32 protein-coding genes are annotated in these 20,236 nt (G+C 49.2%); 1 reads left to right on the forward strand and 31 read right to left on the reverse strand.

Features of this window, described 5'->3' with window-relative positions:
- Positions 1–33: 33 nt before the first annotated feature.
- The 31 genes from rpsD to rpsL all read right to left on the reverse strand — a co-directional run bounded on the left by rpsD (position 34) and on the right by rpsL (position 17,742).
- On the reverse strand, positions 34–657 hold the full coding sequence (rpsD, locus tag LZ463_RS00920; protein WP_162039563.1) for a 30S ribosomal protein S4: 624 nt from the start codon (positions 655–657) through the stop codon (positions 34–36).
- A 239-nt stretch (positions 658–896) separates the two neighbouring features.
- Positions 897–1,301, reverse strand: coding sequence for a 30S ribosomal protein S11 (gene rpsK / locus LZ463_RS00925; RefSeq protein WP_110255932.1), 405 nt, complete (start codon positions 1,299–1,301; stop codon positions 897–899).
- Positions 1,302–1,332: 31 nt separating this feature from the next.
- Positions 1,333–1,698 (reverse strand): 30S ribosomal protein S13, encoded by a 366-nt coding sequence (rpsM, locus tag LZ463_RS00930; protein ID WP_162039562.1) that lies wholly within the window; start codon positions 1,696–1,698, stop codon positions 1,333–1,335.
- Between the two features lie 27 nt (positions 1,699–1,725).
- Positions 1,726–1,839: a 50S ribosomal protein L36 gene (rpmJ, locus tag LZ463_RS00935; protein ID WP_014004415.1), complete on the reverse strand. Its 114-nt coding sequence runs from the start codon at positions 1,837–1,839 to the stop codon at positions 1,726–1,728.
- 33 nt (positions 1,840–1,872) lie between these two features.
- Positions 1,873–2,091 carry a translation initiation factor IF-1 gene (infA, locus tag LZ463_RS00940; RefSeq protein WP_005663428.1) on the reverse strand — a complete coding sequence of 73 codons (219 nt, stop codon included), beginning with the start codon at positions 2,089–2,091 and terminating at the stop codon, positions 1,873–1,875.
- A 23-nt stretch (positions 2,092–2,114) separates the two neighbouring features.
- The gene (secY, locus tag LZ463_RS00945; protein WP_241452919.1) at positions 2,115–3,452 is read right to left on the reverse strand and encodes a preprotein translocase subunit SecY; all 1,338 of its coding nucleotides are present in this window, start codon (positions 3,450–3,452) and stop codon (positions 2,115–2,117) included.
- 25 nt (positions 3,453–3,477) lie between these two features.
- On the reverse strand, positions 3,478–3,909 hold the full coding sequence (rplO, locus tag LZ463_RS00950) for a 50S ribosomal protein L15 (protein WP_241452921.1): 432 nt from the start codon (positions 3,907–3,909) through the stop codon (positions 3,478–3,480).
- A gap of 28 nt (positions 3,910–3,937) precedes the next feature.
- Positions 3,938–4,117 carry a 50S ribosomal protein L30 gene (gene rpmD / locus LZ463_RS00955; RefSeq protein ID WP_241452923.1) on the reverse strand — a complete coding sequence of 60 codons (180 nt, stop codon included), beginning with the start codon at positions 4,115–4,117 and terminating at the stop codon, positions 3,938–3,940.
- A 10-nt stretch (positions 4,118–4,127) separates the two neighbouring features.
- On the reverse strand, positions 4,128–4,646 hold the full coding sequence (gene rpsE / locus LZ463_RS00960) for a 30S ribosomal protein S5 (RefSeq protein WP_110255927.1): 519 nt from the start codon (positions 4,644–4,646) through the stop codon (positions 4,128–4,130).
- Between the two features lie 12 nt (positions 4,647–4,658).
- Positions 4,659–5,021: a 50S ribosomal protein L18 gene (gene rplR, locus LZ463_RS00965; protein WP_162039559.1), complete on the reverse strand. Its 363-nt coding sequence runs from the start codon at positions 5,019–5,021 to the stop codon at positions 4,659–4,661.
- A gap of 12 nt (positions 5,022–5,033) precedes the next feature.
- The gene (rplF, locus tag LZ463_RS00970; protein ID WP_241452925.1) at positions 5,034–5,567 is read right to left on the reverse strand and encodes a 50S ribosomal protein L6; all 534 of its coding nucleotides are present in this window, start codon (positions 5,565–5,567) and stop codon (positions 5,034–5,036) included.
- Between the two features lie 10 nt (positions 5,568–5,577).
- Positions 5,578–5,973, reverse strand: a complete 396-nt coding sequence (gene rpsH, locus LZ463_RS00975; protein WP_241452927.1) for a 30S ribosomal protein S8 — start codon at positions 5,971–5,973, stop codon at positions 5,578–5,580.
- 14 nt (positions 5,974–5,987) lie between these two features.
- The gene (rpsN, locus tag LZ463_RS00980) at positions 5,988–6,293 is read right to left on the reverse strand and encodes a 30S ribosomal protein S14 (RefSeq protein WP_162039556.1); all 306 of its coding nucleotides are present in this window, start codon (positions 6,291–6,293) and stop codon (positions 5,988–5,990) included.
- A gap of 7 nt (positions 6,294–6,300) precedes the next feature.
- Complete coding sequence (gene rplE, locus LZ463_RS00985; RefSeq protein WP_241452930.1) at positions 6,301–6,840, reverse strand: 50S ribosomal protein L5; 540 nt, start codon at positions 6,838–6,840, stop codon at positions 6,301–6,303.
- Between the two features lie 4 nt (positions 6,841–6,844).
- Positions 6,845–7,159 (reverse strand): 50S ribosomal protein L24, encoded by a 315-nt coding sequence (rplX, locus tag LZ463_RS00990; RefSeq protein WP_241452932.1) that lies wholly within the window; start codon positions 7,157–7,159, stop codon positions 6,845–6,847.
- Positions 7,160–7,168: 9 nt separating this feature from the next.
- On the reverse strand, positions 7,169–7,537 hold the full coding sequence (rplN, locus tag LZ463_RS00995; RefSeq protein ID WP_006464924.1) for a 50S ribosomal protein L14: 369 nt from the start codon (positions 7,535–7,537) through the stop codon (positions 7,169–7,171).
- A gap of 240 nt (positions 7,538–7,777) precedes the next feature.
- Positions 7,778–8,050 (reverse strand): 30S ribosomal protein S17, encoded by a 273-nt coding sequence (gene rpsQ / locus LZ463_RS01000; protein WP_162039553.1) that lies wholly within the window; start codon positions 8,048–8,050, stop codon positions 7,778–7,780.
- Positions 8,050–8,241, reverse strand: coding sequence for a 50S ribosomal protein L29 (gene rpmC, locus LZ463_RS01005; protein WP_162021780.1), 192 nt, complete (start codon positions 8,239–8,241; stop codon positions 8,050–8,052). The genes rpsQ and rpmC overlap by 1 nt, the downstream gene beginning before the upstream one ends.
- A gap of 12 nt (positions 8,242–8,253) precedes the next feature.
- Positions 8,254–8,673, reverse strand: coding sequence for a 50S ribosomal protein L16 (rplP, locus tag LZ463_RS01010; protein WP_241452934.1), 420 nt, complete (start codon positions 8,671–8,673; stop codon positions 8,254–8,256).
- Between the two features lie 2 nt (positions 8,674–8,675).
- Positions 8,676–9,506 carry a 30S ribosomal protein S3 gene (gene rpsC, locus LZ463_RS01015; protein WP_241452936.1) on the reverse strand — a complete coding sequence of 277 codons (831 nt, stop codon included), beginning with the start codon at positions 9,504–9,506 and terminating at the stop codon, positions 8,676–8,678.
- A gap of 9 nt (positions 9,507–9,515) precedes the next feature.
- Positions 9,516–9,848 (reverse strand): 50S ribosomal protein L22, encoded by a 333-nt coding sequence (gene rplV / locus LZ463_RS01020; protein ID WP_241452944.1) that lies wholly within the window; start codon positions 9,846–9,848, stop codon positions 9,516–9,518.
- A 6-nt stretch (positions 9,849–9,854) separates the two neighbouring features.
- Complete coding sequence (rpsS, locus tag LZ463_RS01025; protein ID WP_241452946.1) at positions 9,855–10,130, reverse strand: 30S ribosomal protein S19; 276 nt, start codon at positions 10,128–10,130, stop codon at positions 9,855–9,857.
- Positions 10,131–10,140: 10 nt separating this feature from the next.
- Entirely contained in the window at positions 10,141–10,968 is an 828-nt protein-coding gene (gene rplB / locus LZ463_RS01030; RefSeq protein WP_241452951.1) for a 50S ribosomal protein L2, read from the reverse strand.
- Between the two features lie 2 nt (positions 10,969–10,970).
- Entirely contained in the window at positions 10,971–11,285 is a 315-nt protein-coding gene (gene rplW, locus LZ463_RS01035; protein ID WP_241452953.1) for a 50S ribosomal protein L23, read from the reverse strand.
- Positions 11,282–11,905 (reverse strand): 50S ribosomal protein L4, encoded by a 624-nt coding sequence (gene rplD, locus LZ463_RS01040; protein WP_241452954.1) that lies wholly within the window; start codon positions 11,903–11,905, stop codon positions 11,282–11,284. Before rplD ends, rplW begins: the two co-directional genes overlap by 4 nt.
- A 3-nt stretch (positions 11,906–11,908) precedes the next feature.
- Positions 11,909–12,565: a 50S ribosomal protein L3 gene (gene rplC / locus LZ463_RS01045; protein WP_241454261.1), complete on the reverse strand. Its 657-nt coding sequence runs from the start codon at positions 12,563–12,565 to the stop codon at positions 11,909–11,911.
- 223 nt (positions 12,566–12,788) lie between these two features.
- Complete coding sequence (rpsJ, locus tag LZ463_RS01050; RefSeq protein WP_110255911.1) at positions 12,789–13,106, reverse strand: 30S ribosomal protein S10; 318 nt, start codon at positions 13,104–13,106, stop codon at positions 12,789–12,791.
- A 133-nt stretch (positions 13,107–13,239) separates the two neighbouring features.
- Positions 13,240–14,430: an elongation factor Tu gene (gene tuf, locus LZ463_RS01055; RefSeq protein WP_241452955.1), complete on the reverse strand. Its 1,191-nt coding sequence runs from the start codon at positions 14,428–14,430 to the stop codon at positions 13,240–13,242.
- Positions 14,431–14,509: 79 nt separating this feature from the next.
- The gene (fusA, locus tag LZ463_RS01060; protein WP_241452956.1) at positions 14,510–16,615 is read right to left on the reverse strand and encodes an elongation factor G; all 2,106 of its coding nucleotides are present in this window, start codon (positions 16,613–16,615) and stop codon (positions 14,510–14,512) included.
- Between the two features lie 128 nt (positions 16,616–16,743).
- On the reverse strand, positions 16,744–17,214 hold the full coding sequence (gene rpsG / locus LZ463_RS01065) for a 30S ribosomal protein S7 (protein ID WP_241452958.1): 471 nt from the start codon (positions 17,212–17,214) through the stop codon (positions 16,744–16,746).
- A gap of 144 nt (positions 17,215–17,358) precedes the next feature.
- Positions 17,359–17,742, reverse strand: a complete 384-nt coding sequence (gene rpsL, locus LZ463_RS01070; protein WP_110258019.1) for a 30S ribosomal protein S12 — start codon at positions 17,740–17,742, stop codon at positions 17,359–17,361.
- Positions 17,743–18,249: 507 nt separating this feature from the next.
- Between rpsL and LZ463_RS01075 the strand changes: the two genes are divergently transcribed.
- Positions 18,250–20,163 carry a phosphoethanolamine transferase gene (locus LZ463_RS01075; RefSeq protein ID WP_241452959.1) on the forward strand — a complete coding sequence of 638 codons (1,914 nt, stop codon included), beginning with the start codon at positions 18,250–18,252 and terminating at the stop codon, positions 20,161–20,163.
- Positions 20,164–20,236: the final 73 nt, after the last annotated feature.

The following is a 20,236-nucleotide window of genomic DNA, read 5'->3' on the forward strand; positions in this document are numbered from 1 at the left end:
GTCGCTAAACAGGCAGGCGGTGAAACTTGAATATTAACGAGAATACAATTCAACGATCAGGGATTCGTTGACGTCGTGAGCGATATCGCTACGATCTGGCATGGACTTGAAAGTACCTTCCAGTTTCTTCGCATCGACGGATACCCATGAAGGCATGCCGGATTGTTCTGCCAGGGACAGGGCTTCAGCGATACGAACTTGTTTTTTCGCTTTTTCGCGAACGGCAACGACGTCACCGGCTTTAACCTGGTAAGAAGCGATGTTAACAACGATACCGTTGACTGTGAATGCTTTGTGGCTCACCAGCTGACGTGCTTCAGCGCGTGTGGAACCGAAGCCCATACGGTAAGCAACGTTGTCCAGACGGGATTCCAGCAATTTCAACAGTGTTTCGCCTGTGTTGCCTTTTTGACGGTCAGCTTCAGCGAAGTAGCGGCGGAACTGACGTTCCAATACGCCGTACATACGTTTAACTTTTTGCTTTTCGCGCAATTGGTTACCGAAGTCAGAGGTACGAGCACCAGAAGTGCGACCATGTTGACCTGGTTTAGCGTCGAGTTTGCATTTGGAGTCCAGGGAGCGGCGTGCGCTCTTCAAGAACAGGTCCGTGCCTTCGCGACGGGAAAGTTTTGCTTTTGGTCCGATATAACGTGCCACGATGTTTTCCTTGTAAATGACGTAATGCTTTTGCACTACGCTAGTCTGACCTGCCTGCAATCAGACGGTGGTCTTAAAATAAAGGCATTACCTTTATCAATTCTAAAATTTCCACAACACAAAACCCGCCAACAAAATGGCGGGTCTGCATTCTAACGGTAAAACCGCAAGAATGCCAGCAGAAATTGTATCTGCTTCCAGGCTACCTGATTTCTTACCGGGCAACCTGTTAGTACAACTTAGATACGACGACGCTTTGGAGGGCGGCAGCCGTTATGTGGAACTGGAGTAACGTCTTGAATCAGGGAAATCTTGATACCCAGATTGTTCAAGGCGCGTACTGAAGATTCGCGACCTGGGCCTGGGCCTTTGATACGAACTTCCAGATTTTTGATACCGCATTCAACGGCCACTTTACCAGCTGCCTCTGCTGCAACCTGCGCCGCAAACGGAGTAGACTTACGAGAGCCTTTGAAGCCAGCACCACCGGCAGTTGCCCAAGACAACGCATTGCCTTGACGATCAGTGATCGTGATGATGGTGTTGTTGAAAGAAGCGTGAACGTGAGCAATACCTTCTGCAACGTTCTTTTTAACTTTCTTACGCGCACGTGCTGCTGCAGCGTTATTTTGAGCTTTTGCCATAATGTTTTCCTTGGATCCGGGCTAGCCTGGATTATTTCTTCAAAGATTGCGCTGCCTTACGTGGACCCTTGCGAGTACGCGCATTTGTACGTGTACGTTGGCCACGGACAGGCAAACCTTTACGATGACGCAGGCCACGGTAGCAACCCAGGTCCATCAAACGCTTGATGTTCATGGACAGTTCACGACGCAAGTCGCCTTCGACGATAAATTTACCGATTTCGTCGCGAAGCTTCTCGAGTTCGTTGTCATCCAGATCTTTAACCTTTTTATTGGTCAAAACACCTGTTGCGTCACAGATTTTCTGTGCGCGTGGACGGCCAATACCATAGATGGCTGTGAGGCCGATTACGGTATGCTGATGATTTGGGATATTAACCCCTGCGATACGTGCCATTCGTTATTCCTCGTTCAATAACGTTAATTAACCTTGGCGCTGCTTATGGCGTGGTTCTGTGCAAATAACACGAACAACACCCTTGCGCTTGATGATTTTGCAGTTGCGGCAGATCCGCTTAACTGATGCGAGAACTTTCATTTTTGCCCTCTTCCCTTCTAGTTCACTTTTAATTTACTTGGTACGGAACACTATTCGCGCCCGGCTCAAATCATAAGGCGTCAATTCCACTGTCACCTTATCACCTGGAAGAATACGGATATAGTTCATCCGCATTTTTCCGGAAATATGGCCAAGTACAACATGCCCGTTTTCCAACTTAACTCGAAATGTTGCATTCGGAAGATTCTCAAGAATCTCGCCCTGCATCTGTATAACGTCGTCTTTTGCCATTCGATCTGCTGTCCCCTGGGTGATTACCTTGAAGGAATCCCGCCCTTGAAATTTGCTTTACGAAGAAGCGATTCATATTGCTGGGACATCACATAGTTCTGTACCTGCGCCATAAAGTCCATGGTGACTACCACGATAATCAGCAGGGACGTTCCGCCGAAATAAAATGGTACTTTCCATTTTGCAACCAGGAACTCTGGCAACAAGCAAACCAGCGTAATGTAAATCGCACCTGCCAGCGTCAAACGCATCAAAATCTTGTCGATATAGCGTGCGGTCTGGTCACCAGGACGTATCCCGGGAACAAAAGCACCGCTCTTCTTCAAGTTGTCTGCTGTTTCTTTGCTGTTAAATACCAAGGCGGTATAGAAGAAGCAGAAGAAAATGATCGCTATTGCATACAACAAAGCGTGTATCGGTTCGCCAGGCGCCATCGACGCAGCCAGATCCTTCAGGAAAGTGATAAAACCACTTGTTGAAGACTCTGCACCCTTGGTAAACCAGCTGGCAATCGTTGCCGGGAACAAGATGATGGAAGAAGCGAAGATAGGTGGAATGACACCAGCCATATTCAACTTCAGCGGCAAATGACTGCTTTGACCACCGTAAATCTTGTTGCCAACCTGACGCTTGGCATAGTTCACCAGAATCTTGCGCTGACCACGCTCGACATACACCACTGCAAACGTTACTGCAGGAACAACAATACAAATAACCAGTGCGGCAAAGTTACCCATCTGACCGGTACGAACCAGTTCAAACAAATTACTCAAACCACCAGGCAAACCTGCTGCAATACCGGCGAAAATGATGATGGAAATACCATTTCCCAAACCACGTTCAGTGATCTGCTCACCCAACCACATCAGGAACATCGTACCGGTCACCAGCGACAATACCGTCGTCAAACGGAACGCCATACCAGGATCGATCACCAGCCCGGCCTGACCTTCCAGACCAAATGCGATAAAGTAAGCTTCAATCAACGCCAGAACCACGGTGCCATAACGCGTAAATTGCGTGATCTTTCTGCGACCGGCTTCGCCCTCTTTCTTGAGAGCTTCCAGTTGCGGCGAAACGATCGACATCAACTGCATGATGATCGATGCAGAGATGTATGGCATGATCCCGAGTGCAAAGACGGTAAATCTTTGCATTGCACCACCAGAAAACATATTGAACATACCCAGCAAACCACCCTGGTTCTGTTTGAACATGTCTTCCAGTACTTTAGCGTCTATACCCGGTACAGGAACATGTGCACCAATCCTGTAGACAACCAGTGCCGCCAGCAAGAACCAGAGTCGCCCCCAGGGAAACCCGCTTGCAGCACTTTTAGTTTGTTGTGGAGATGTTGCCAATTAATGCTCCGGTTGTCTGCTTACATTAAGCGATAGTGCCACCAGCAGCTTCGATTGCAGCTTTAGCGCCTTTAGTGACGATCAAGCCGTTCAAAGAAACTTTCTTGGTAATAGCACCAGACAAGATCACGCGGACTACACGTGCGAGATCAGAAACGACACCAGCTTGTTTCAAAGCCAGGATATCAATTTCAGTCACTGGCAGGTTTTCCAGATCTGTCAGGCGAACTTCTGCTTTGTACGGTGTTGCCAGCGATTTGAAACCACGCTTTGGCAAACGACGTTGCAGAGGCATCTGACCGCCTTCGAAACCGACTTTATGAAAGCCGCCGGAACGGGATTTTTGACCTTTATGGCCGCGACCCGCTGTCTTACCTAAGCCTGAACCGATACCGCGACCAACACGACGTTTGTAGTGTTTTGCGCCATCAGCTGGCTGGATTGTATTCAATTCCATAATTTGCTCCGATCGCAAACCAGACGGCTTACGATACAACCTTCACAAGATACGAGACTTTATTGATCATGCCACGTACGGCTGGTGTGTCTTGCAATTCAGAAACTGAATTAACACGACGCAAGCCCAGGCCACGTACAGTTGCGCGGTGATCCTGGCGTGTGCCGATCAAACCTTTAACCAATTGCACTTTTACTGTCTTAGACATGAGGTGCTCCTTAACCGAGAATTTCTTCAACAGTTTTGCCACGCTTTGCAGCGATTTCAGATGGAGTACTCATCTTGGCCAAACCGTTCAAAGTTGCACGAACCATGTTGTAAGGATTGGTGGAGCCGTTGGACTTAGCCACAACGTTCACAATACCCATTACTTCAAAAATCGCGCGCATTGGACCACCAGCGATAACGCCAGTACCTTCTTTTGCTGGAGAAATCATGACGGAAGATGCGCCGTGCTTGCCAGTAACGGTGTGTTGCAGAGTACCGTTCTTCAAAGTCACCTTGATCATCTTGCGACGTGCTTCTTCCATCGCTTTTTGTACAGCAACTGGAACTTCTTTCGATTTTCCTTTGCCCATACCGATACGGCCATCGCCGTCACCAACGACTGTCAGCGCTGCGAAACCCATGATACGACCACCCTTAACCACTTTGGTTACACGGTTGATCGCGATCATTTTTTCGCGCATGCCATCATCCGGCTTGTCGGCTGCTGTTTTTGCTTGCATTTTTGCCATGACAAATTTTCCTTAGAACTTCAAGCCAGCTTCACGGGCTGCTTCTGCAAGCGCCTTGATGCGACCGTGGTAACGGAAACCGGAGCGGTCAAACGCAACTTCGGTAACCCCTGCTTTGATTGCCTTCTCTGCAACACGTTTGCCGATCAAGCTTGCTGCAGCAGCGTTGCCGCCTGCACCAGACTTGCCAGCCAACTCTGCACGTACTTCTGCTTCTACGGTAGAAGCAGATGCCAACACTTTGGCGTCTGGGCCAATGATGTTTGCATAGATGTGCAGGTTTGTGCGATGCACGGCCAGGCGGTTCACTTTGAGTTCTGCGATCTTGGCACGGGTTTGACGTGCGCGGCGCAGACGTGATTGTTTCTTGTCCATCGTCAACCCCTATTACTTCTTCTTGGTTTCTTTAATCACAACCACTTCGTCCACATAGCGGACGCCTTTGCCTTTATAAGGCTCTGGACTGCGGTATGCACGGACTTCAGCAGCAACCTGACCAACTTTTTGCTTGTCAATCCCTTTGATCAGGATTTCAGTTGGAGTTGGTGTTGCGCATGTAACGCCAGCTGGCATTGCATGAACGACTGGGTGCGAGAAACCAAGAGACAAATTCAATTTGTCGCCTTGAGCTTGCGCTTTGTAACCAACGCCGACCAGGCTCAGTTTCTTTTCGAAACCTTTGGTAACGCCGTTGACCATGTTGTTGACCAGGGCACGCAGGGTACCGCTCATCGCATTGGCTTCACGACCATCATTAGCCGGGGAAAAACTCAAAGAACCGTTTTCGTTCTTTACTGTCACCAGGCCATTCAAGGCTTGGGACAATACGCCCTGTGGGCCCTTAACTGTAATCTGCTCTGTCGAAATGGTGACTTCAGCACCTGCCGGCAAAGCGATTGGCATCTTACCTACTCGAGACATCTTTCACTCCTTAGGCGACGTAGCAAATCACTTCGCCACCGACACCGGTTGCGCGCGCTTTGCGGTCAGTCATAACGCCTTGTGGTGTGGAAACGATAGCCACTCCCAAACCGTTCATCACACTTGGGATCTCGTCTTTACCTTTGTAAATACGGAGACCAGGACGTGAAACACGTTCCAAGCGCTCGATAACAGGACGTCCTGCGTAATATTTCAAGCCGATTTTCAATTCGGACTTACCTGCAGTTTCAGAAACTGCGAAATCTTCAATGTAACCTTCGTCTTTCAGTACGTTCGCAATTGCGACCTTTACTTTGGAAGACGGCATCGCGACGACAGTTTTTTGAACAACTTGTGCGTTACGGATGCGGGTCAGCATATCGGCGATAGGATCGCTCATACTCATTGCTTATTCTCCTATTACCAGCTGGCTTTAGTCATACCCGGGATTTCACCACGCATGGCGACTTCACGGAGTTTAATACGGCCCAAACCGAACTTGCGGAATGTGCCACGTGGACGACCTGTCAAAGTGCAGCGGTTACGCTGACGGGTCGGGTTGGAGTTACGTGGCAAGGCCTGCAACTTCAGACGAGCAACATAACGCTCTTCTTCTGTCTTTGATTGGTCATCAATGATGGCCTTCAATTCGGCGCGCTTGCCAGCGAATTTCTTCACCAGATCTGCACGCTTTTGCTCACGATTAATCAGTGCCAGTTTTGCCATGGCGACCTCAGTTTCTGAACGGAAATTTAAATGCGGCGAGGAGCGCTTTCGCTTCGTCGTCGGTCTTTGCTGTTGTCGTGATAGAGATGTTCATACCACGCAATGCGTCGATCTTGTCGTATTCGATTTCAGGGAAAATGATCTGTTCCTTGACACCGATATTGTAGTTACCACGACCATCAAACGCACGACCAGAAACACCACGGAAGTCACGTACACGTGGCAATGCCACAGTGATGAAACGATCCAGGAATTCATACATCTGAGCGCCACGCAAAGTTACCATACAACCAATTGGGTAGCCTTCACGGATTTTGAAACCAGCGATCGCTTTGCGAGCTTTGGTAACTACTGGCTTTTGACCAGCAATCTTGGTCAGGTCGCCAACTGCGTGCTCGATGATCTTCTTGTCTGCAACTGCTTCGGACAAACCCATGTTCAGGGTGATCTTCAAGATGCGCGGAACTTCCATGACTGACTTGTATGCGTACTTCTCAGTCAGTTCACCAACGATTTTATCTTTATATAATGCTTGTAGACGGGCCATGATGTTATGCCTTCACAACTTCGCCAGTCGACTTATAGATACGGACTTTCTTGCCATCCACTACCTTGAAGCCTACACGGTCTGCTTTGCCGGAAGCTGCATTGAACAATGCAACGTTCGACACATGAATCGGCATCAATTTATCCACGATGCCACCTACTGCGCCAGTCATTGGGTTAGGTTTAACAGCCTTTTTGGCAACATTAACACCAGCAACAACAACGTAATCGCTATCGATGCATGCTTGCACCTGACCACGTTTACCTTTGTCTTTACCCGTCAAGACGATGACTTCGTCGTTTTTACGAATTTTGTTCATCACGACCCCTTACAGCACTTCTGGAGCCAAGGACACGATTTTCATAAAGCGCTCAGTACGCAGTTCGCGTGTTACTGGGCCGAAAATACGAGTACCGATAGGCTCAAGTTTTGCATTCAACAATACTGCGGCATTGCCATCAAATTTGACCAGTGAGCCATCTTGACGACGAACACCTTTAGCTGTCCTCACGACAACGGCGTTGTAAATTTCACCTTTTTTTACACGACCGCGCGGAGCAGCAGACTTAACGGTGACTTTGATTACGTCACCAATACCCGCATAACGACGCTTGGAACCGCCCAACACCTTGATGCACAAAACTTCGCGCGCACCAGTGTTGTCAGCCACTTCCAGCCGGCTTTCTGTTTGAATCATAATGTTCTCTTTCCCAACTTAATCCACACAACTTGCACTATGCAAATTTGTAGTCAGTCTTGGTCCTGCCAGCCAACCCCTACATAACCTACAATGCACGAGCCAACTGATTAGGTGGACGATTTTTTAACCACTTTCACAACAAGAGGCGCTGCGAAAGACATTTAGGCTGCCATTCGCTTATATTGCAAATGACAGCCCATCATTATTACACCAAAAAAATTTTAGTGCAACAAATTTTTATACTACTTGCGCGACTTGAACCACACGTGTCACTGTCCAAGCTTTGGTCTTGGAGATAGGACGACCTTCTTGAATTTCAACGGTGTCGCCTGCCTTTGCCTGGTTCGCTTCATCGTGTGCATGGTACTTTGCAGTACGAACGATGATCTTGCCATACAAAGGATGCTTGACGTGACGTTCAACAACCACTGTTACGGTTTTGTCCATCTTGTCAGAGACAACCTTGCCAATCAATGTGCGCTTCAATGCCACTTTAACTTGATCGTTCATTATTTGGCATCCTTCTGATTCATGACGGTTTTCACGCGAGCGATGTCACGACGAACTTTTTTCAACTGGGAAGTGTTAGTCAGTTGCTGGGTAGCGATTTGCATACGCAGGCTGAACTGTGCCTTCAACAGATCATTGAGTTCTTTGGTCAAAGCCGCTTGATCCTTACCTTGGAGTTCAGATACTTTCATTTTCAACTCCTATTATTGGCCGACTTGACGGACGACGAACGTAGTCATCAACGGCAGTTTTGCTGCAGCCAAGCGGAACGCTTCGCGTGCCAGCGCCTCATCGACACCATCCATTTCGTACAACATTTTGCCTGGTTGAATCTCGGCAACATAGTACTCTGGATTACCCTTACCATTACCCATACGAACTTCAGCGGGCTTCTGGGAAATCGGCTTGTCCGGGAAAACGCGGATCCAGATACGGCCACCACGTTTGATGTGACGTGTCATTGCACGACGCGCTGCTTCGATCTGACGCGCTGTGATACGACCACGACCAACTGCCTTCAAGCCAAACTCACCGAAGGAAACTGCTGTACCACGAGTATGCGAGATACCCTTGTTACGGCCTTTCTGTTCCTTGCGATATTTTCTGCGTGCTGGTTGCAGCATGATTATTCTCCTGCTTTCTCAGCCGGTGCTGCAGCGTCAGCTTTGGCGCGTACGCGCTTGGCTGCCGGGGCTGCTGCGCCGGTCGTGTTTTGTCCTTCAGGACGCTTGGCGCGTGGGCGGCTGTTTGGCTTGCCATCATCACGACGTGGGCCACGACGTTTTTTGTCGTCTTCCGGAGCCGATTCGATAACAGGCGCATCGCCATTTGCCAAACGATCGCCTTTGTACACCCAAACTTTGACACCAATGATGCCGTAAGTTGTGGATGCTTCGCCAAAGCCGTAATCGATGTCGGCACGCAGAGTATGCAGAGGCACACGGCCTTCGCGATACCATTCTTTACGTGCGATCTCGATACCGTTCAAACGACCACCAGACATGATCTTGATACCTTGAGCGCCCAGACGCATGGCGTTCTGCATCGCACGTTTCATCGCGCGGCGGAACATGATGCGTTTTTCCAGCTGTTGAGCGATAGAATCAGCGATCAATTGTGCATCGATTTCTGGCTTGCGGATCTCTTCGATGTTGACATGCACTGGCACGCCCATCAATTTCGACAAGTCAGCTTTCAATACTTCAATGTCTTCGCCTTTTTTACCGATCACAACGCCTGGACGGGAGCTGTATATCGTGATGCGTGCATTTTTAGCAGGACGCTCAATAACGATGCGGCCTACAGACGCGTTTTTCAGTTTCTTCTTCAGGTACTCACGTACTTTCAGATCTTCACCGAGCATGGAGGCAAAGTTACCATTGCCTGCATACCAGCGGGAAGACCAGTTACGTGTTACTGCCAAACGAAAACCGGTTGGATGTATCTTCTGTCCCATCGTGACTCCTTAGTTACCAACAGTCACATAAATGTGACAGGATTGTTTAGAGATACGATCACCACGACCCTTAGCGCGTGCTGTGAAGCGCTTCAGAATCGCACCCTTTTCGACATAGATAGTCTTCACTTTCAACTCATCGATATCTGCGCCATCATTGTGCTCGGCGTTTGCAATTGCAGACTCCAACACTTTCTTGATGATTGCAGCACCTTTTTTAGGGCTGAATGCCAGGATATTCAATGCCTGATCTACTTTTTTACCACGGATCAGATCTGCCACCAGGCGACCTTTTTGCTCAGACAGACGCACACCGCGCAAACTTGCTTTAGTTTCCATCATCGGTCCTTATCTCTTAGCCTTTTTATCGGCAGCGTGACCCTTGAATGTACGGGTCAGCGCAAATTCGCCGAGCTTGTGACCAACCATGTTTTCGGAAACATAAACTGGCACGTGCTGCTTGCCGTTATGTACCGCAATGGTCAAACCGATGAAGTCCGGCATAATTGTCGAACGACGGGACCAGGTCTTGATTGGCTTTTTGTCTTTAGTTGCTTGCGCAGCTTCGACTTTCTTCACCAGATGGGCGTCGCAAAACGGCCCTTTTTTCAATGAACGTGTCATGTGTTATCCCTTATTTCTTACCACGGCGTGAGACGATCATCGAAGTAGTACGCTTGTTGCGACGTGTCTTCTTACCCTTGGTCTGTTGACCCCATGGCGATACTGGATGACGACCGGCTGCTGTTCTACCTTCACCACCACCGTGAGGATGGTCGATCGGGTTCATGACCACACCGCGAACGGTAGGACGAACACCACGCCAGCGCATTGCACCAGCTTTACCAATCTTGCGCAGGTTATGCTCACCGTTGCCTACTTCACCGATAGTCGCACGGCATTCGATATGAATGCGGCGAACTTCACCGGAACGCAGACGAACCTGAGCGTAAGTGCCTTCGCGTGCCATCAGCACAACGCCAGCACCGGCTGTACGTGCGATCTGAGCACCCTTACCTGGCAGCATTTCTACGCAATGCATAGTTGTACCGACAGGGATATTGCGGATAGGCAAGCAGTTACCAGCCTTGATCGGCGCATGCGAACCGTTCATTACCTGGTCACCGGCTGCCAGACCTTTAGGAGCGATGATGTATGCACGTTCACCGTCCGCATAGCACAACAAGGCAATGTGTGCTGTACGGTTAGGATCGTATTCAATACGCTCTACTGTTGCAGGAATACCATCCTTGTTGCGTTTGAAGTCAACCAGACGATAATGCTGCTTGTGGCCACCACCAATATGACGGGTAGTGATATGACCGTTATTGTTACGGCCAGCAGTCTTGGATTTCTTTTCCAACAAAGCAGCAAACGGACGACCTTTATACAGGCCTTCTGTTACCACTTTCACCATACCACGACGACCTGGTGAGGTTGGCTTCATCTTAACGAGTGCCATGCTTATGCCCCCTCAGTAAAGTTAATTTCCTGACCTGGCTTCAAGCATACAAAAGCGCGTCTTGTATGATTGCGGCGGCCATTAAATTTACCGGTACGTTTTTGTTTACCTTGGCGATTTGCTACTTGTACGGATTCAACTTGTACTTTAAACAGCAATTCGACGGCAGCTTTGATTTCTGGCTTGGTTGCATCTGGCATCACCAGGAAAACCACTTGTTCATTCTTTTCAGCAACCATTGTTGCTTTTTCAGAAATCACAGGAGCCAGCAACACCTTCATCAGGCGTTCTTCGCTCATTTTGACTTGTGCGCTCATGCCAGCATCTCCTCAATCTTTGCCAGTGCTGGCTTAGTGATCAACACTTTCTTGTAGAACACCAAGGAAACCGGATCAGCATAACGTGGCTCTACAACCAGGACATTTGCCAGGTTGCGTGCTGCCAACATCAGGTTTTCATTGAATTCGTCAGTGATGATCAGGACAGAATCCAGGCAACCCATTGCCTTCAGTTTTTCAGACAACAGTTTAGTCTTGGGTGCATCAACAGCAACACTGTCAACCACATTCAAACGACCTTCACGAGCCAACTGGGACAGGATCGAGCAGATACCTGCGCGATACATCTTTTTGTTAACTTTTTGAGAGAAGTTCTCATCAGGTGTGTTCGGGAATATACGACCACCACCACGCCACAGAGGAGAAGAAGACATACCAGCACGTGCACGACCAGTACCTTTTTGACGCCAAGGCTTCTTGGTTGTGTGATGGACTTCTTCACGATCTTTCTGCTTGCGGTTACCGCTACGGGCATTGGCCTGGAATGCAACAACGACTTGATGGATCAAGGCTTCGTTGTAATCACGACCGAAGATAGTATCAGGAGCTGCAACATTGGATGCTGCTTGACCTTGTTCATTTAGGAGCTTCAGTTCCATGGATTAGGCTCCCTTCTTTGCTTTAACTTTAATAGCAGGAGATACAATCACCTGACCATTTTTCGCACCCGGCACAGCACCCTTGACCAGCAACAACTGGCGCTCTGCATCTACGCGAGCGATTTCCAGGTTTTGCACAGTACGGGTAACATCACCCAGGTGACCAGTCATGCGCTTACCAGGGAAAACGCGACCTGGATCCTGCGCCATACCGATAGAACCAGGTACGTTATGCGAACGGGAGTTACCGTGAGTAGCACGACCAGAAGAGAAGTGGTAACGCTTGATGGTACCGGCATAACCCTTACCAATTGTCACGCCTTGCACATCCACTTTTTGACCAGCTTCGAACATGCCAACAGGCACAACGTCGCCTGCCTTCATTTCAGAGGCTTTAGCAGCATCAACACGGAATTCTTTTAATACAGTACCAGCTTCAACACCTGCTTTTGCGAGGTGACCGGCAGCCGCTTTTGTTACGCGGGATGCACGGCGCTGACCGAAAGTTACCTGAACAGCGGAGTAACCGTCTGTTTCAGGAGTTTTGACTTGCGTCACGCGGTTGTTGGATACGTCCAAAACAGTAACCGGAATTGAATCCCCGTCATCTGTAAAGATGCGCATCATGCCAACCTTGCGACCAACTAGGCCCAAGCTCATTGTTTTCTCCATTCTCACCTACGATTGGGTGAGGCTGATGTTTAAAAAACTTAAACGAATAGGCCAGCCGGAGCTGACCTACATTTAAGCCTTCGATTATAGCCCGCAAATTTTTTATTTACAAGACTAATTTATTTGAATTTTCGAAAAATTGTGGTATGTCGAATTTTCAGTATTTTTCTAAAAATACTCATTTGCATCAGTATTTTCAAATCAATAAGGATTATTGCAATTTGATTTCTACGTCAACGCCAGCTGGCAGATCGAGCTTCATCAACGCATCAACTGTTTTGTCAGTTGGGTCAACGATGTCCATCAAACGCTGGTGAGTGCGGATTTCGAATTGATCACGGGAAGTTTTGTTCACGTGTGGGGAACGCAGTACGTCGAAACGCTGGATACGTGTAGGCAGTGGGACTGGGCCTTTAACAACTGCGCCAGTGCGCTTGGCTGTTTCTACGATTTCCAGAGCGGATTGGTCGATCAGTTTGTAATCGAAAGCTTTCAGACGAATGCGGATTTTTTGATTTTGTGTGGACATGTTCATTCCTATAAAGAGCGAGCCAGCTCGGCAAGACCGGCGGCATTTTTAACAAAGAGCGAAAAAACTGAAAAGGCTGTCGCATCAAATTCAATACGACAGCCAATTAGTATACTACAGATTACGGCAAATATTACTCGATGATTTTAGCAACGACGCCGGCACCGACAGTACGGCCACCTTCACGGATAGCGAAGCGCAAGCCTTCTTCCATCGCGATCGGGTTGATCAGTTTAACTGTGATAGAGACGTTGTCACCTGGCATCACCATTTCTTTGTCTTTCGGCAACTCGATCGAGCCAGTTACGTCCGTTGTACGGAAGTAGAACTGTGGACGATAGTTGTTGAAGAATGGTGTATGACGGCCACCTTCATCTTTGGACAGAACGTAGATTTCGCCTGTGAAGTGGGCGTGCGGCTTGATGGAGCCTGGTTTTGCCAACACTTGACCACGCTGGATGTCTTCACGTTTGGTACCACGCAGCAAGACGCCAACGTTATCACCAGCTTGACCTTGGTCCAGCAGTTTGCGGAACATTTCAACGCCAGTACATGTGGTCTTGACTGTGTCTTTGATACCAACGATTTCGATCTCTTCGCCGACTTTGATGATGCCGCGTTCTACACGACCTGTCACCACTGTACCGCGACCGGAGATGGAGAAGACGTCTTCTACTGGCAGCAGGAAGGTGCCGTCAACAGCACGTTCTGGTGTAGGGATGTAGGTGTCGAGTGCGTCAGCCAGTTTCATGATGGCTTCTTCGCCCAATGGACCTTTGTCGCCTTCGAGGGCCAGTTTTGCAGAACCCTGGATGATTGGCAGGTCGTCGCCTGGGAATTCGTATTTGGAGAGCAATTCGCGCACTTCCATTTCGACCAGTTCCAGCAGTTCTGCGTCGTCAACCATGTCGCATTTGTTCAGGAACACGATGATGTAAGGAACACCAACTTGGCGTGCCAGCAGGATGTGTTCGCGGGTTTGTGGCATTGGGCCGTCTGCTGCGGAGCAAACCAGGATCGCGCCGTCCATTTGAGCCGCGCCTGTGATCATGTTTTTAACATAGTCAGCATGGCCTGGGCAGTCAACGTGGGCGTAGTGGCGACCTGCTGTTTCGTACTCAACGTGCGCTGTGTTGATCGTGATACCACGTGCTTTTTCTTCTGGTGCCGCGTCGATCTGGTCGTAGGCTTTGGCTTCGCCGCCAAATTTCTTCGACAGGACTGTCGCGATCGCTGCTGTCAGTGTGGTTTTGCCGTGATCAACGTGACCAATTGTTCCAACGTTTACGTGCGGCTTGGTGCGCTCGAACTTACCTTTTGCCATTTTATTCTTCCTTCAAAAAGAACGATTTATCAACAATAGAAAACCCACCCCGGCATGGGGCGGGCCTTTGATTCTTAAATTACTTCGCTTTGGCGCTGACGATAGCGTCAATGACGTTTTTCGGTGCTTCGGAGTAGTGCTTGAATTCCATCGTGTAAGTTGCACGACCTTGCGTTGCGGAACGCAGGGAAGTCGAGTAACCGAACATTTCGGACAAAGGCACTTCCGCCTTGATGATCTTGCCACCGCCACCAGGGATTTCATCCATACCCTGAACCATACCGCGACGGGAAGACAGGTCGCCCATGACTGTACCAGCGTAGTCTTCTGGTGTTTCAACTTCAACAGCCATCATTGGCTCCAGGATAACTGGGCTGGCTTTACGGCAACCATCTTTGAACGCCATCGAAGCAGCCATACGGAAGGCGTTTTCGTTGGAGTCAACGTCATGGTAGGAACCGAAGAACAGTGTGACTTTAACGTCAACAACAGGGTAGCCAGCCAACACACCGGAAGTCAGTGTTTCGATAACACCTTTTTCAACTGCAGGGATGTATTCGCGTGGAACTGTACCGCCCTTGATCGCGTCAACGAATTCAAAACCTTTACCTGGTTCTTGCGGTTCAATTTTCAGAACAACGTGACCGTACTGACCACGACCACCGGATTGCTTGACGAATTTACCTTCGATTTCTTCGCAAGTTTTGCGGATAGTTTCACGGTAGGCAACTTGTGGCTTACCAACTGTCGCTTCAACGTTGAATTCACGCTTCATACGATCAACGATAATTTCCAAGTGCAGCTCACCCATACCGCCGATGATGGTCTGACCGGATTCTTCGTCAGTCTTGACGCGGAAAGATGGATCTTCCTGTGCCAGACGATTCAGTGCCAGACCCATTTTTTCCTGGTCAGCTTTGGTTTTTGGTTCTACAGCCTGTTGAATAACTGGCTCTGGGAACACCATTTTTTCCAAAGTGATGATGGAGGCTGGATCGCACAGAGTTTCACCAGTTGTAGCATCTTTCAGACCAACGGCAGCAGCGATGTCGCCCGCGCGCACTTCTTTGATCTCTTCACGCTGGTTAGCATGCATCTGCAGAATACGACCCAGGCGTTCTTTCTTGCCTTTGATCGGGTTGTAGACTGTATCACCAGAATTGATGGTACCGGAATACACGCGGAAGAAAATCAGCTGACCGACGAACGGGTCAGTCATGATCTTGAACGCCAGCGCTGCGAATTTTTCATCGTCAGCAGCTTTACGTGTTGTTGGCTGATCATCTTCATCCGTACCGGCCACAGGTGGGATATCCACTGGAGATGGCAGGTATTCGATGACCGCATCCAGCATCGCCTGTACGCCCTTGTTCTTGAATGCTGTACCGCACATCATAGGAACGATTTCGGAAGCGATAGTACGTGCGCGCAACGCTGTCTTGATTTCTTCTTCAGACAAATCACCTTCTTCGAGGTATTTGTTCATCAGTTCTTCATTGGCTTCAGCAGCAGCTTCAACCATTTTTTCGCGCCATTCATTAGCTTGATCAACCAGCTCAGCAGGGATATCGCGATAGTCAAATTTCATGCCCTGGGAAGCTTCGTCCCAGAAAATTGCTTTCATCTTGACCAGGTCAACTACGCCCTGGAAGTTTTCTTCAGCACCGATAGGGATCTGGATGGCGATAGGGTTAGCCTTCAGACGTGCACGCATTTGATCGTACACTTTGAAGAAGTTCGCGCCAGTACGATCCATCTTGTTGACGAATGCCAGACGTGGGACTTTGTACTTATTAGCCTGACGCCATACGGTTTCAGACTGAGGCTGAACGCCACCTACTGCACAGTAAACCATGCAGGCGCCGTCGAGAACACGCATGGAACGCTCAACTTCGATGGTGAAGTCAACGTGGCCTGGTGTATCGATGATGTTGATGCGGTGCTCAGGGAAGTTGTTCGCCATACCCTTCCAGTGGCAAGTCGTTGCCGCGGAAGTAATGGTGATACCACGTTCCTGCTCTTGTTCCATCCAGTCCATGGTAGCCGCGCCATCATGCACTTCACCAATTTTGTGGTTTACACCTGTGTAAAACAGAACGCGTTCTGTCGTTGTTGTTTTACCGGCATCAATGTGAGCAGAGATACCGATATTGCGGTAGCGCTCAATGGGGGTCTTACGGGCCATAGCTAATCCTAAATCTTTTAATGGACAAAACCGAGCGCATTTTTTTGCAAAAATCGCGCCCGGCCTGATTCAAAATACTTGCCAGAGCCATTGCATGAATTGCACACAACAGCTCCCTGCTCTTACTCTTAGAAGCGGAAGTGAGAGAAGGCCTTGTTGGCCTCAGCCATACGGTGGACTTCGTCACGTTTCTTCATTGCACCGCCGCGACCTTCTGCGGCTTCCATCAATTCACCACCCAAACGTTGTGGCATGGACTTTTCGCTACGCTTGTTAGCAGCTTCACGCAACCAACGCATGGACAAAGCCAGACGACGGACTGGACGAACTTCAACAGGAACCTGGTAGTTCGCACCGCCAACACGGCGGGACTTAACCTCAACCAGTGGCTTGGCATTGTTGATTGCCAGCGCAAACACTTCCAGTGGATCTTTGCCAGATTTTTGCTGGATGTGATCAAATGCGCCGTAAATGATGCCTTCAGCAACAGATTTCTTGCCGGACAACATCAACACGTTTACAAATTTTGCTACTTCTACATTACCGAACTTTGGATCCGGCAGTACGTCCCGTTTCGGGACCTCACGACGACGTGGCATTTCAATTCCTTTCAATCTTCAGTTGAGCACAAAGCAACATTTTGCTCCAGGCTCGCGACAGGCCATCATAGCCAGTCACTTACTCGGCTCATTCCGAACCGACACTGATCCGCAATAGATTACGGAGATTAAATTACGAGATAATTACTTCTTAACTGCCTTAGCGCGCTTAGCACCATATTTGGAGCGAGCTTGCTTACGGTCTTTAACGCCTTGAGTATCCAAAGCACCGCGAACCATATGGTAACGAACACCAGGCAAATCCTTTACACGACCACCGCGCAGCAACACTACACTATGCTCTTGCAGGTTATGGCCTTCACCGCCGATATACGAAATTACTTCGAAACCGTTGGTCAGACGTACTTTGGCAACTTTACGCAAAGCCGAGTTAGGCTTTTTTGGAGTTGTCGTATAAACGCGGGTGCAAACGCCACGTTTTTGCGGGCTGTTTTCCAGCGCCGGCGATTTGCTTTTCACACGTGCAGAAACACGTGGTTGGCGAATCAGTTGATTGATGGTTGGCATCGTTTTTAATCCAACAAAATACAACGTTAAACACAAACCCGGAAACGGTTGCCCGGGAACTTAAAATCATTTTTAGCCCGAATCTTCAGACCAACCCGACCAAGTTGCCTGCTTTTTAAGCATTATCTGCCTGGCAAAACCGGGCAAAACAACAATAGAAAATACAAACCCAAAATCGAGAACTCGCAATTTTATGCCGCTTCTCACAAGCCTGTCAACGCTTTTTATTTCTTAAATTCAAGCGCTTACCTCATTCCAGGGCCGCTGTCAGAGCATTTCAGAGTAGAAAATTTCAGCAGAAATGCAAGGTTTACCGCTTCTTGCCTCTTCAAACACAGAGCATGCCGAAAAGGCAAAATTTCCTTAAATCCCAAATTAGCCTGCCCCTCTCAAACTAAATCATTTACTATTTACGCCCTTGATACAGTCGCAAGCTGCCTATGGTCTATCTAAAATGATAATGGGCAAGCGACAGCCGCCAATCCAGTTGCAAGACTTGACACCATAATGCCCGTTCTGTTTCGCCCCGCCTCATTGTATTTTCTGGTCAGCTACCTGCTGATTTCCAGTTTGCCGTTTTTTCCGTTGCTGCAAGGCCAGCCTGTGGAAAAGCCCTGGCATGTGCTGGCCATGGAAGTGCTTTCGTGGCTGGGCTTCTGGGCTTTGCTGCAAAGGCCACGCTGGTTTCACTATCTCTTGCTGCCGGCTTTTTTTGCCGTCCCTGTCGAGGTTTACCTGCGCCTGTATTTTGGCCAGGGCATTTCAACCCACCACCTGGGCATCATGCTGGAAACCAGCCCCAAGGAGGCAATCGAGTTTCTTGGCAACAAAGTATGGTTGCTACTATTGCTGGTGATTACCGTAACAGCCTGGTGGTGGAGCCTGTTGCGTATCGCCCGCGAACATGGTTACTGGCACTGGAGCCATAAATCACGCTGGCTGGTGCTGGCTCTGTTTGCCGTTGGCATCGCCACCTGGGCGTATGGTCAGGAAGTAGGTATAGCAAAAAAACCGGCCTCAGCCTCGACCAAAACCAGCAGCAATTCCGGCAGCGGCTCGACCAGCGCTGCTGCGTCCGAAGAAGAGGATGAAGACGATAACGAATCCAGTGCATCGACGGCCACTTCAGCGTCTGTCAGTGCGACCGAAGGAACCCTGGCACGCTGGGGCAAGAGCTTGCGTGCGCAGTTACCAGAGTTACCCTACTGGGCCGAAATCCCGTATGACGAAGAAACTTATATGCGCAGCTGGCCCTTTGGCCTGGCTTTGCGAGCAAACGATTTCTGGAAGGAGCGCGACTATCTGGCAAAATTGTCAGAAAAAAGCCGCGCCTTCCGCTTCCAGGCTCATCTGGACGGCAACCCCGAATTACCGCAAACCATCGTCATGGTCATCGGTGAATCTTCGCGCTTTGACCGCTGGAGCCTCAACGGTTACGAGCGAGACACCAATCCCCTGCTCAAGCAAGAGAGCAACCTGATCAGTTTCAGCGATGTCGTGACAGCAGTATCTGCCACCCGCCTGTCGGTACCCATCATCGTTTCGCGCAAACCGGCGGCACAAAGCCTGAAAGCCGGTTTTTCAGAAAAGTCCTTCCTGACTGCCTATAAGGAAGCCGGTTTCAAGACTTACTGGCTATCGAACCAAATGAGCTTTGGGCAATTCGACACACCTACTTCGGTTTTTGCCAAAGAGGCTGACGTCACCCAGTTCCTCAATCTTGGTGGTTTTACCAATAGTTCCAACCTGGATCAGGTTTTGCTGGAGCCCATGACCAATGCCATGCGCGATGCTGCGCCGAAGAAGCTGATCGTTTTGCACACCCTGGGCAATCACTGGAACTACAGTCACCGTCACCCGCAATCCTTCGATCAGTGGAAGCCATCTTTATATGGCATCGTCAATCCTGCCTATACCGACCTGAAGAACAAGCAGGCACTGAACAACAGTTATGACAATTCCATTTTATACACGGACTGGATGCTGTCTGAAGTCATACAGAAATTAAAAGCCAGCCCGCAAATCACCTCCCTGTTCTATATCTCCGACCATGGGCAGACGCTGTATGACGGCAGTTGCAACCTGGCCTTCCATGGTCACAATACCCAGTTTGAATTCCATATCCCGGCCTTCATGTGGTATTCCGACGCCTATCAGGAACAGTTCCCCGACAAGGTGGTGCAAATGCGTCTGCACAAGAACGCCAAGTTGTCAACGGAGAATGTGTTCCACAGTTTGCTTGATATGGCCAATATCCGCTACCCTGACGAAAAACTGGAATGGAGCATACTGAGCAAGCAATTGAAGCCGCATACCCGTTATGTGGACAGCTACGGCTGGACCAATTATGACAATTCCACGATCAAAGGAGATTGCCGTGAAATCATGGACAAGAAAACACCTTTGGTACAGGAAAAATAGCCGACAAGGATTAAGTCACAGTACCAGGCGCCATTCATTGCAGTAAAGGCACTTTCTCACTTACACTTGCAGC

This window comes from Undibacterium paludis (assembly GCF_022568815.1).
Classification (GTDB): Bacteria; Pseudomonadota; Gammaproteobacteria; order Burkholderiales; family Burkholderiaceae_D; genus Undibacterium.

Coding starts and splice junctions, on each gene's coding strand:
- rpsN (WP_162039556.1), bottom strand. CDS start 6,293: ATGGCAAAACTGGCACTGATTAATCGTGAGCAAAAGCGTGCAGATCTG.
- rpsE (WP_110255927.1), bottom strand. CDS start 4,646: ATGGCAAAAATGCAAGCAAAAACAGCAGCCGACAAGCCGGATGATGGC.
- rpmD (WP_241452923.1), bottom strand. CDS start 4,117: ATGTCTAAGACAGTAAAAGTGCAATTGGTTAAAGGTTTGATCGGCACA.
- rpsS (WP_241452946.1), bottom strand. CDS start 10,130: ATGACACGTTCATTGAAAAAAGGGCCGTTTTGCGACGCCCATCTGGTG.
- rplC (WP_241454261.1), bottom strand. CDS start 12,565: ATGAGCTTGGGCCTAGTTGGTCGCAAGGTTGGCATGATGCGCATCTTT.
- tuf (WP_241452955.1), bottom strand. CDS start 14,430: ATGGCAAAAGGTAAGTTCGAGCGCACCAAGCCGCACGTAAACGTTGGA.
- fusA (WP_241452956.1), bottom strand. CDS start 16,615: ATGGCCCGTAAGACCCCCATTGAGCGCTACCGCAATATCGGTATCTCT.
- rplF (WP_241452925.1), bottom strand. CDS start 5,567: ATGTCTCGAGTAGGTAAGATGCCAATCGCTTTGCCGGCAGGTGCTGAA.
- rplX (WP_241452932.1), bottom strand. CDS start 7,159: ATGAACAAAATTCGTAAAAACGACGAAGTCATCGTCTTGACGGGTAAA.
- rpmJ (WP_014004415.1), bottom strand. CDS start 1,839: ATGAAAGTTCTCGCATCAGTTAAGCGGATCTGCCGCAACTGCAAAATC.
- rplP (WP_241452934.1), bottom strand. CDS start 8,673: ATGCTGCAACCAGCACGCAGAAAATATCGCAAGGAACAGAAAGGCCGT.
- rplB (WP_241452951.1), bottom strand. CDS start 10,968: ATGGCACTCGTTAAGATGAAGCCAACCTCACCAGGTCGTCGTGGTATG.
- rplV (WP_241452944.1), bottom strand. CDS start 9,848: ATGATGGAAACTAAAGCAAGTTTGCGCGGTGTGCGTCTGTCTGAGCAA.
- infA (WP_005663428.1), bottom strand. CDS start 2,091: ATGGCAAAAGACGACGTTATACAGATGCAGGGCGAGATTCTTGAGAAT.
- LZ463_RS01075 (WP_241452959.1), top strand. CDS start 18,250: ATGCCCGTTCTGTTTCGCCCCGCCTCATTGTATTTTCTGGTCAGCTAC.
- rpsM (WP_162039562.1), bottom strand. CDS start 1,698: ATGGCACGTATCGCAGGGGTTAATATCCCAAATCATCAGCATACCGTA.
- rpsJ (WP_110255911.1), bottom strand. CDS start 13,106: ATGTCCACACAAAATCAAAAAATCCGCATTCGTCTGAAAGCTTTCGAT.
- rplD (WP_241452954.1), bottom strand. CDS start 11,905: ATGGAACTGAAGCTCCTAAATGAACAAGGTCAAGCAGCATCCAATGTT.
- rpsQ (WP_162039553.1), bottom strand. CDS start 8,050: ATGAACGATCAAGTTAAAGTGGCATTGAAGCGCACATTGATTGGCAAG.
- rplO (WP_241452921.1), bottom strand. CDS start 3,909: ATGGAATTGAATACAATCCAGCCAGCTGATGGCGCAAAACACTACAAA.
- rplE (WP_241452930.1), bottom strand. CDS start 6,840: ATGGCCCGTCTACAAGCATTATATAAAGATAAAATCGTTGGTGAACTG.
- rpmC (WP_162021780.1), bottom strand. CDS start 8,241: ATGAAAGTATCTGAACTCCAAGGTAAGGATCAAGCGGCTTTGACCAAA.
- rplR (WP_162039559.1), bottom strand. CDS start 5,021: ATGGACAAGAAACAATCACGTCTGCGCCGCGCACGTCAAACCCGTGCC.
- rpsC (WP_241452936.1), bottom strand. CDS start 9,506: ATGGGACAGAAGATACATCCAACCGGTTTTCGTTTGGCAGTAACACGT.
- rpsG (WP_241452958.1), bottom strand. CDS start 17,214: ATGCCACGTCGTCGTGAGGTCCCGAAACGGGACGTACTGCCGGATCCA.
- rpsK (WP_110255932.1), bottom strand. CDS start 1,301: ATGGCAAAAGCTCAAAATAACGCTGCAGCAGCACGTGCGCGTAAGAAA.
- rpsL (WP_110258019.1), bottom strand. CDS start 17,742: ATGCCAACCATCAATCAACTGATTCGCCAACCACGTGTTTCTGCACGT.
- rplN (WP_006464924.1), bottom strand. CDS start 7,537: ATGATTCAAACAGAAAGCCGGCTGGAAGTGGCTGACAACACTGGTGCG.
- rpsH (WP_241452927.1), bottom strand. CDS start 5,973: ATGAGTATGAGCGATCCTATCGCCGATATGCTGACCCGCATCCGTAAC.
- rplW (WP_241452953.1), bottom strand. CDS start 11,285: ATGAGCGCACAAGTCAAAATGAGCGAAGAACGCCTGATGAAGGTGTTG.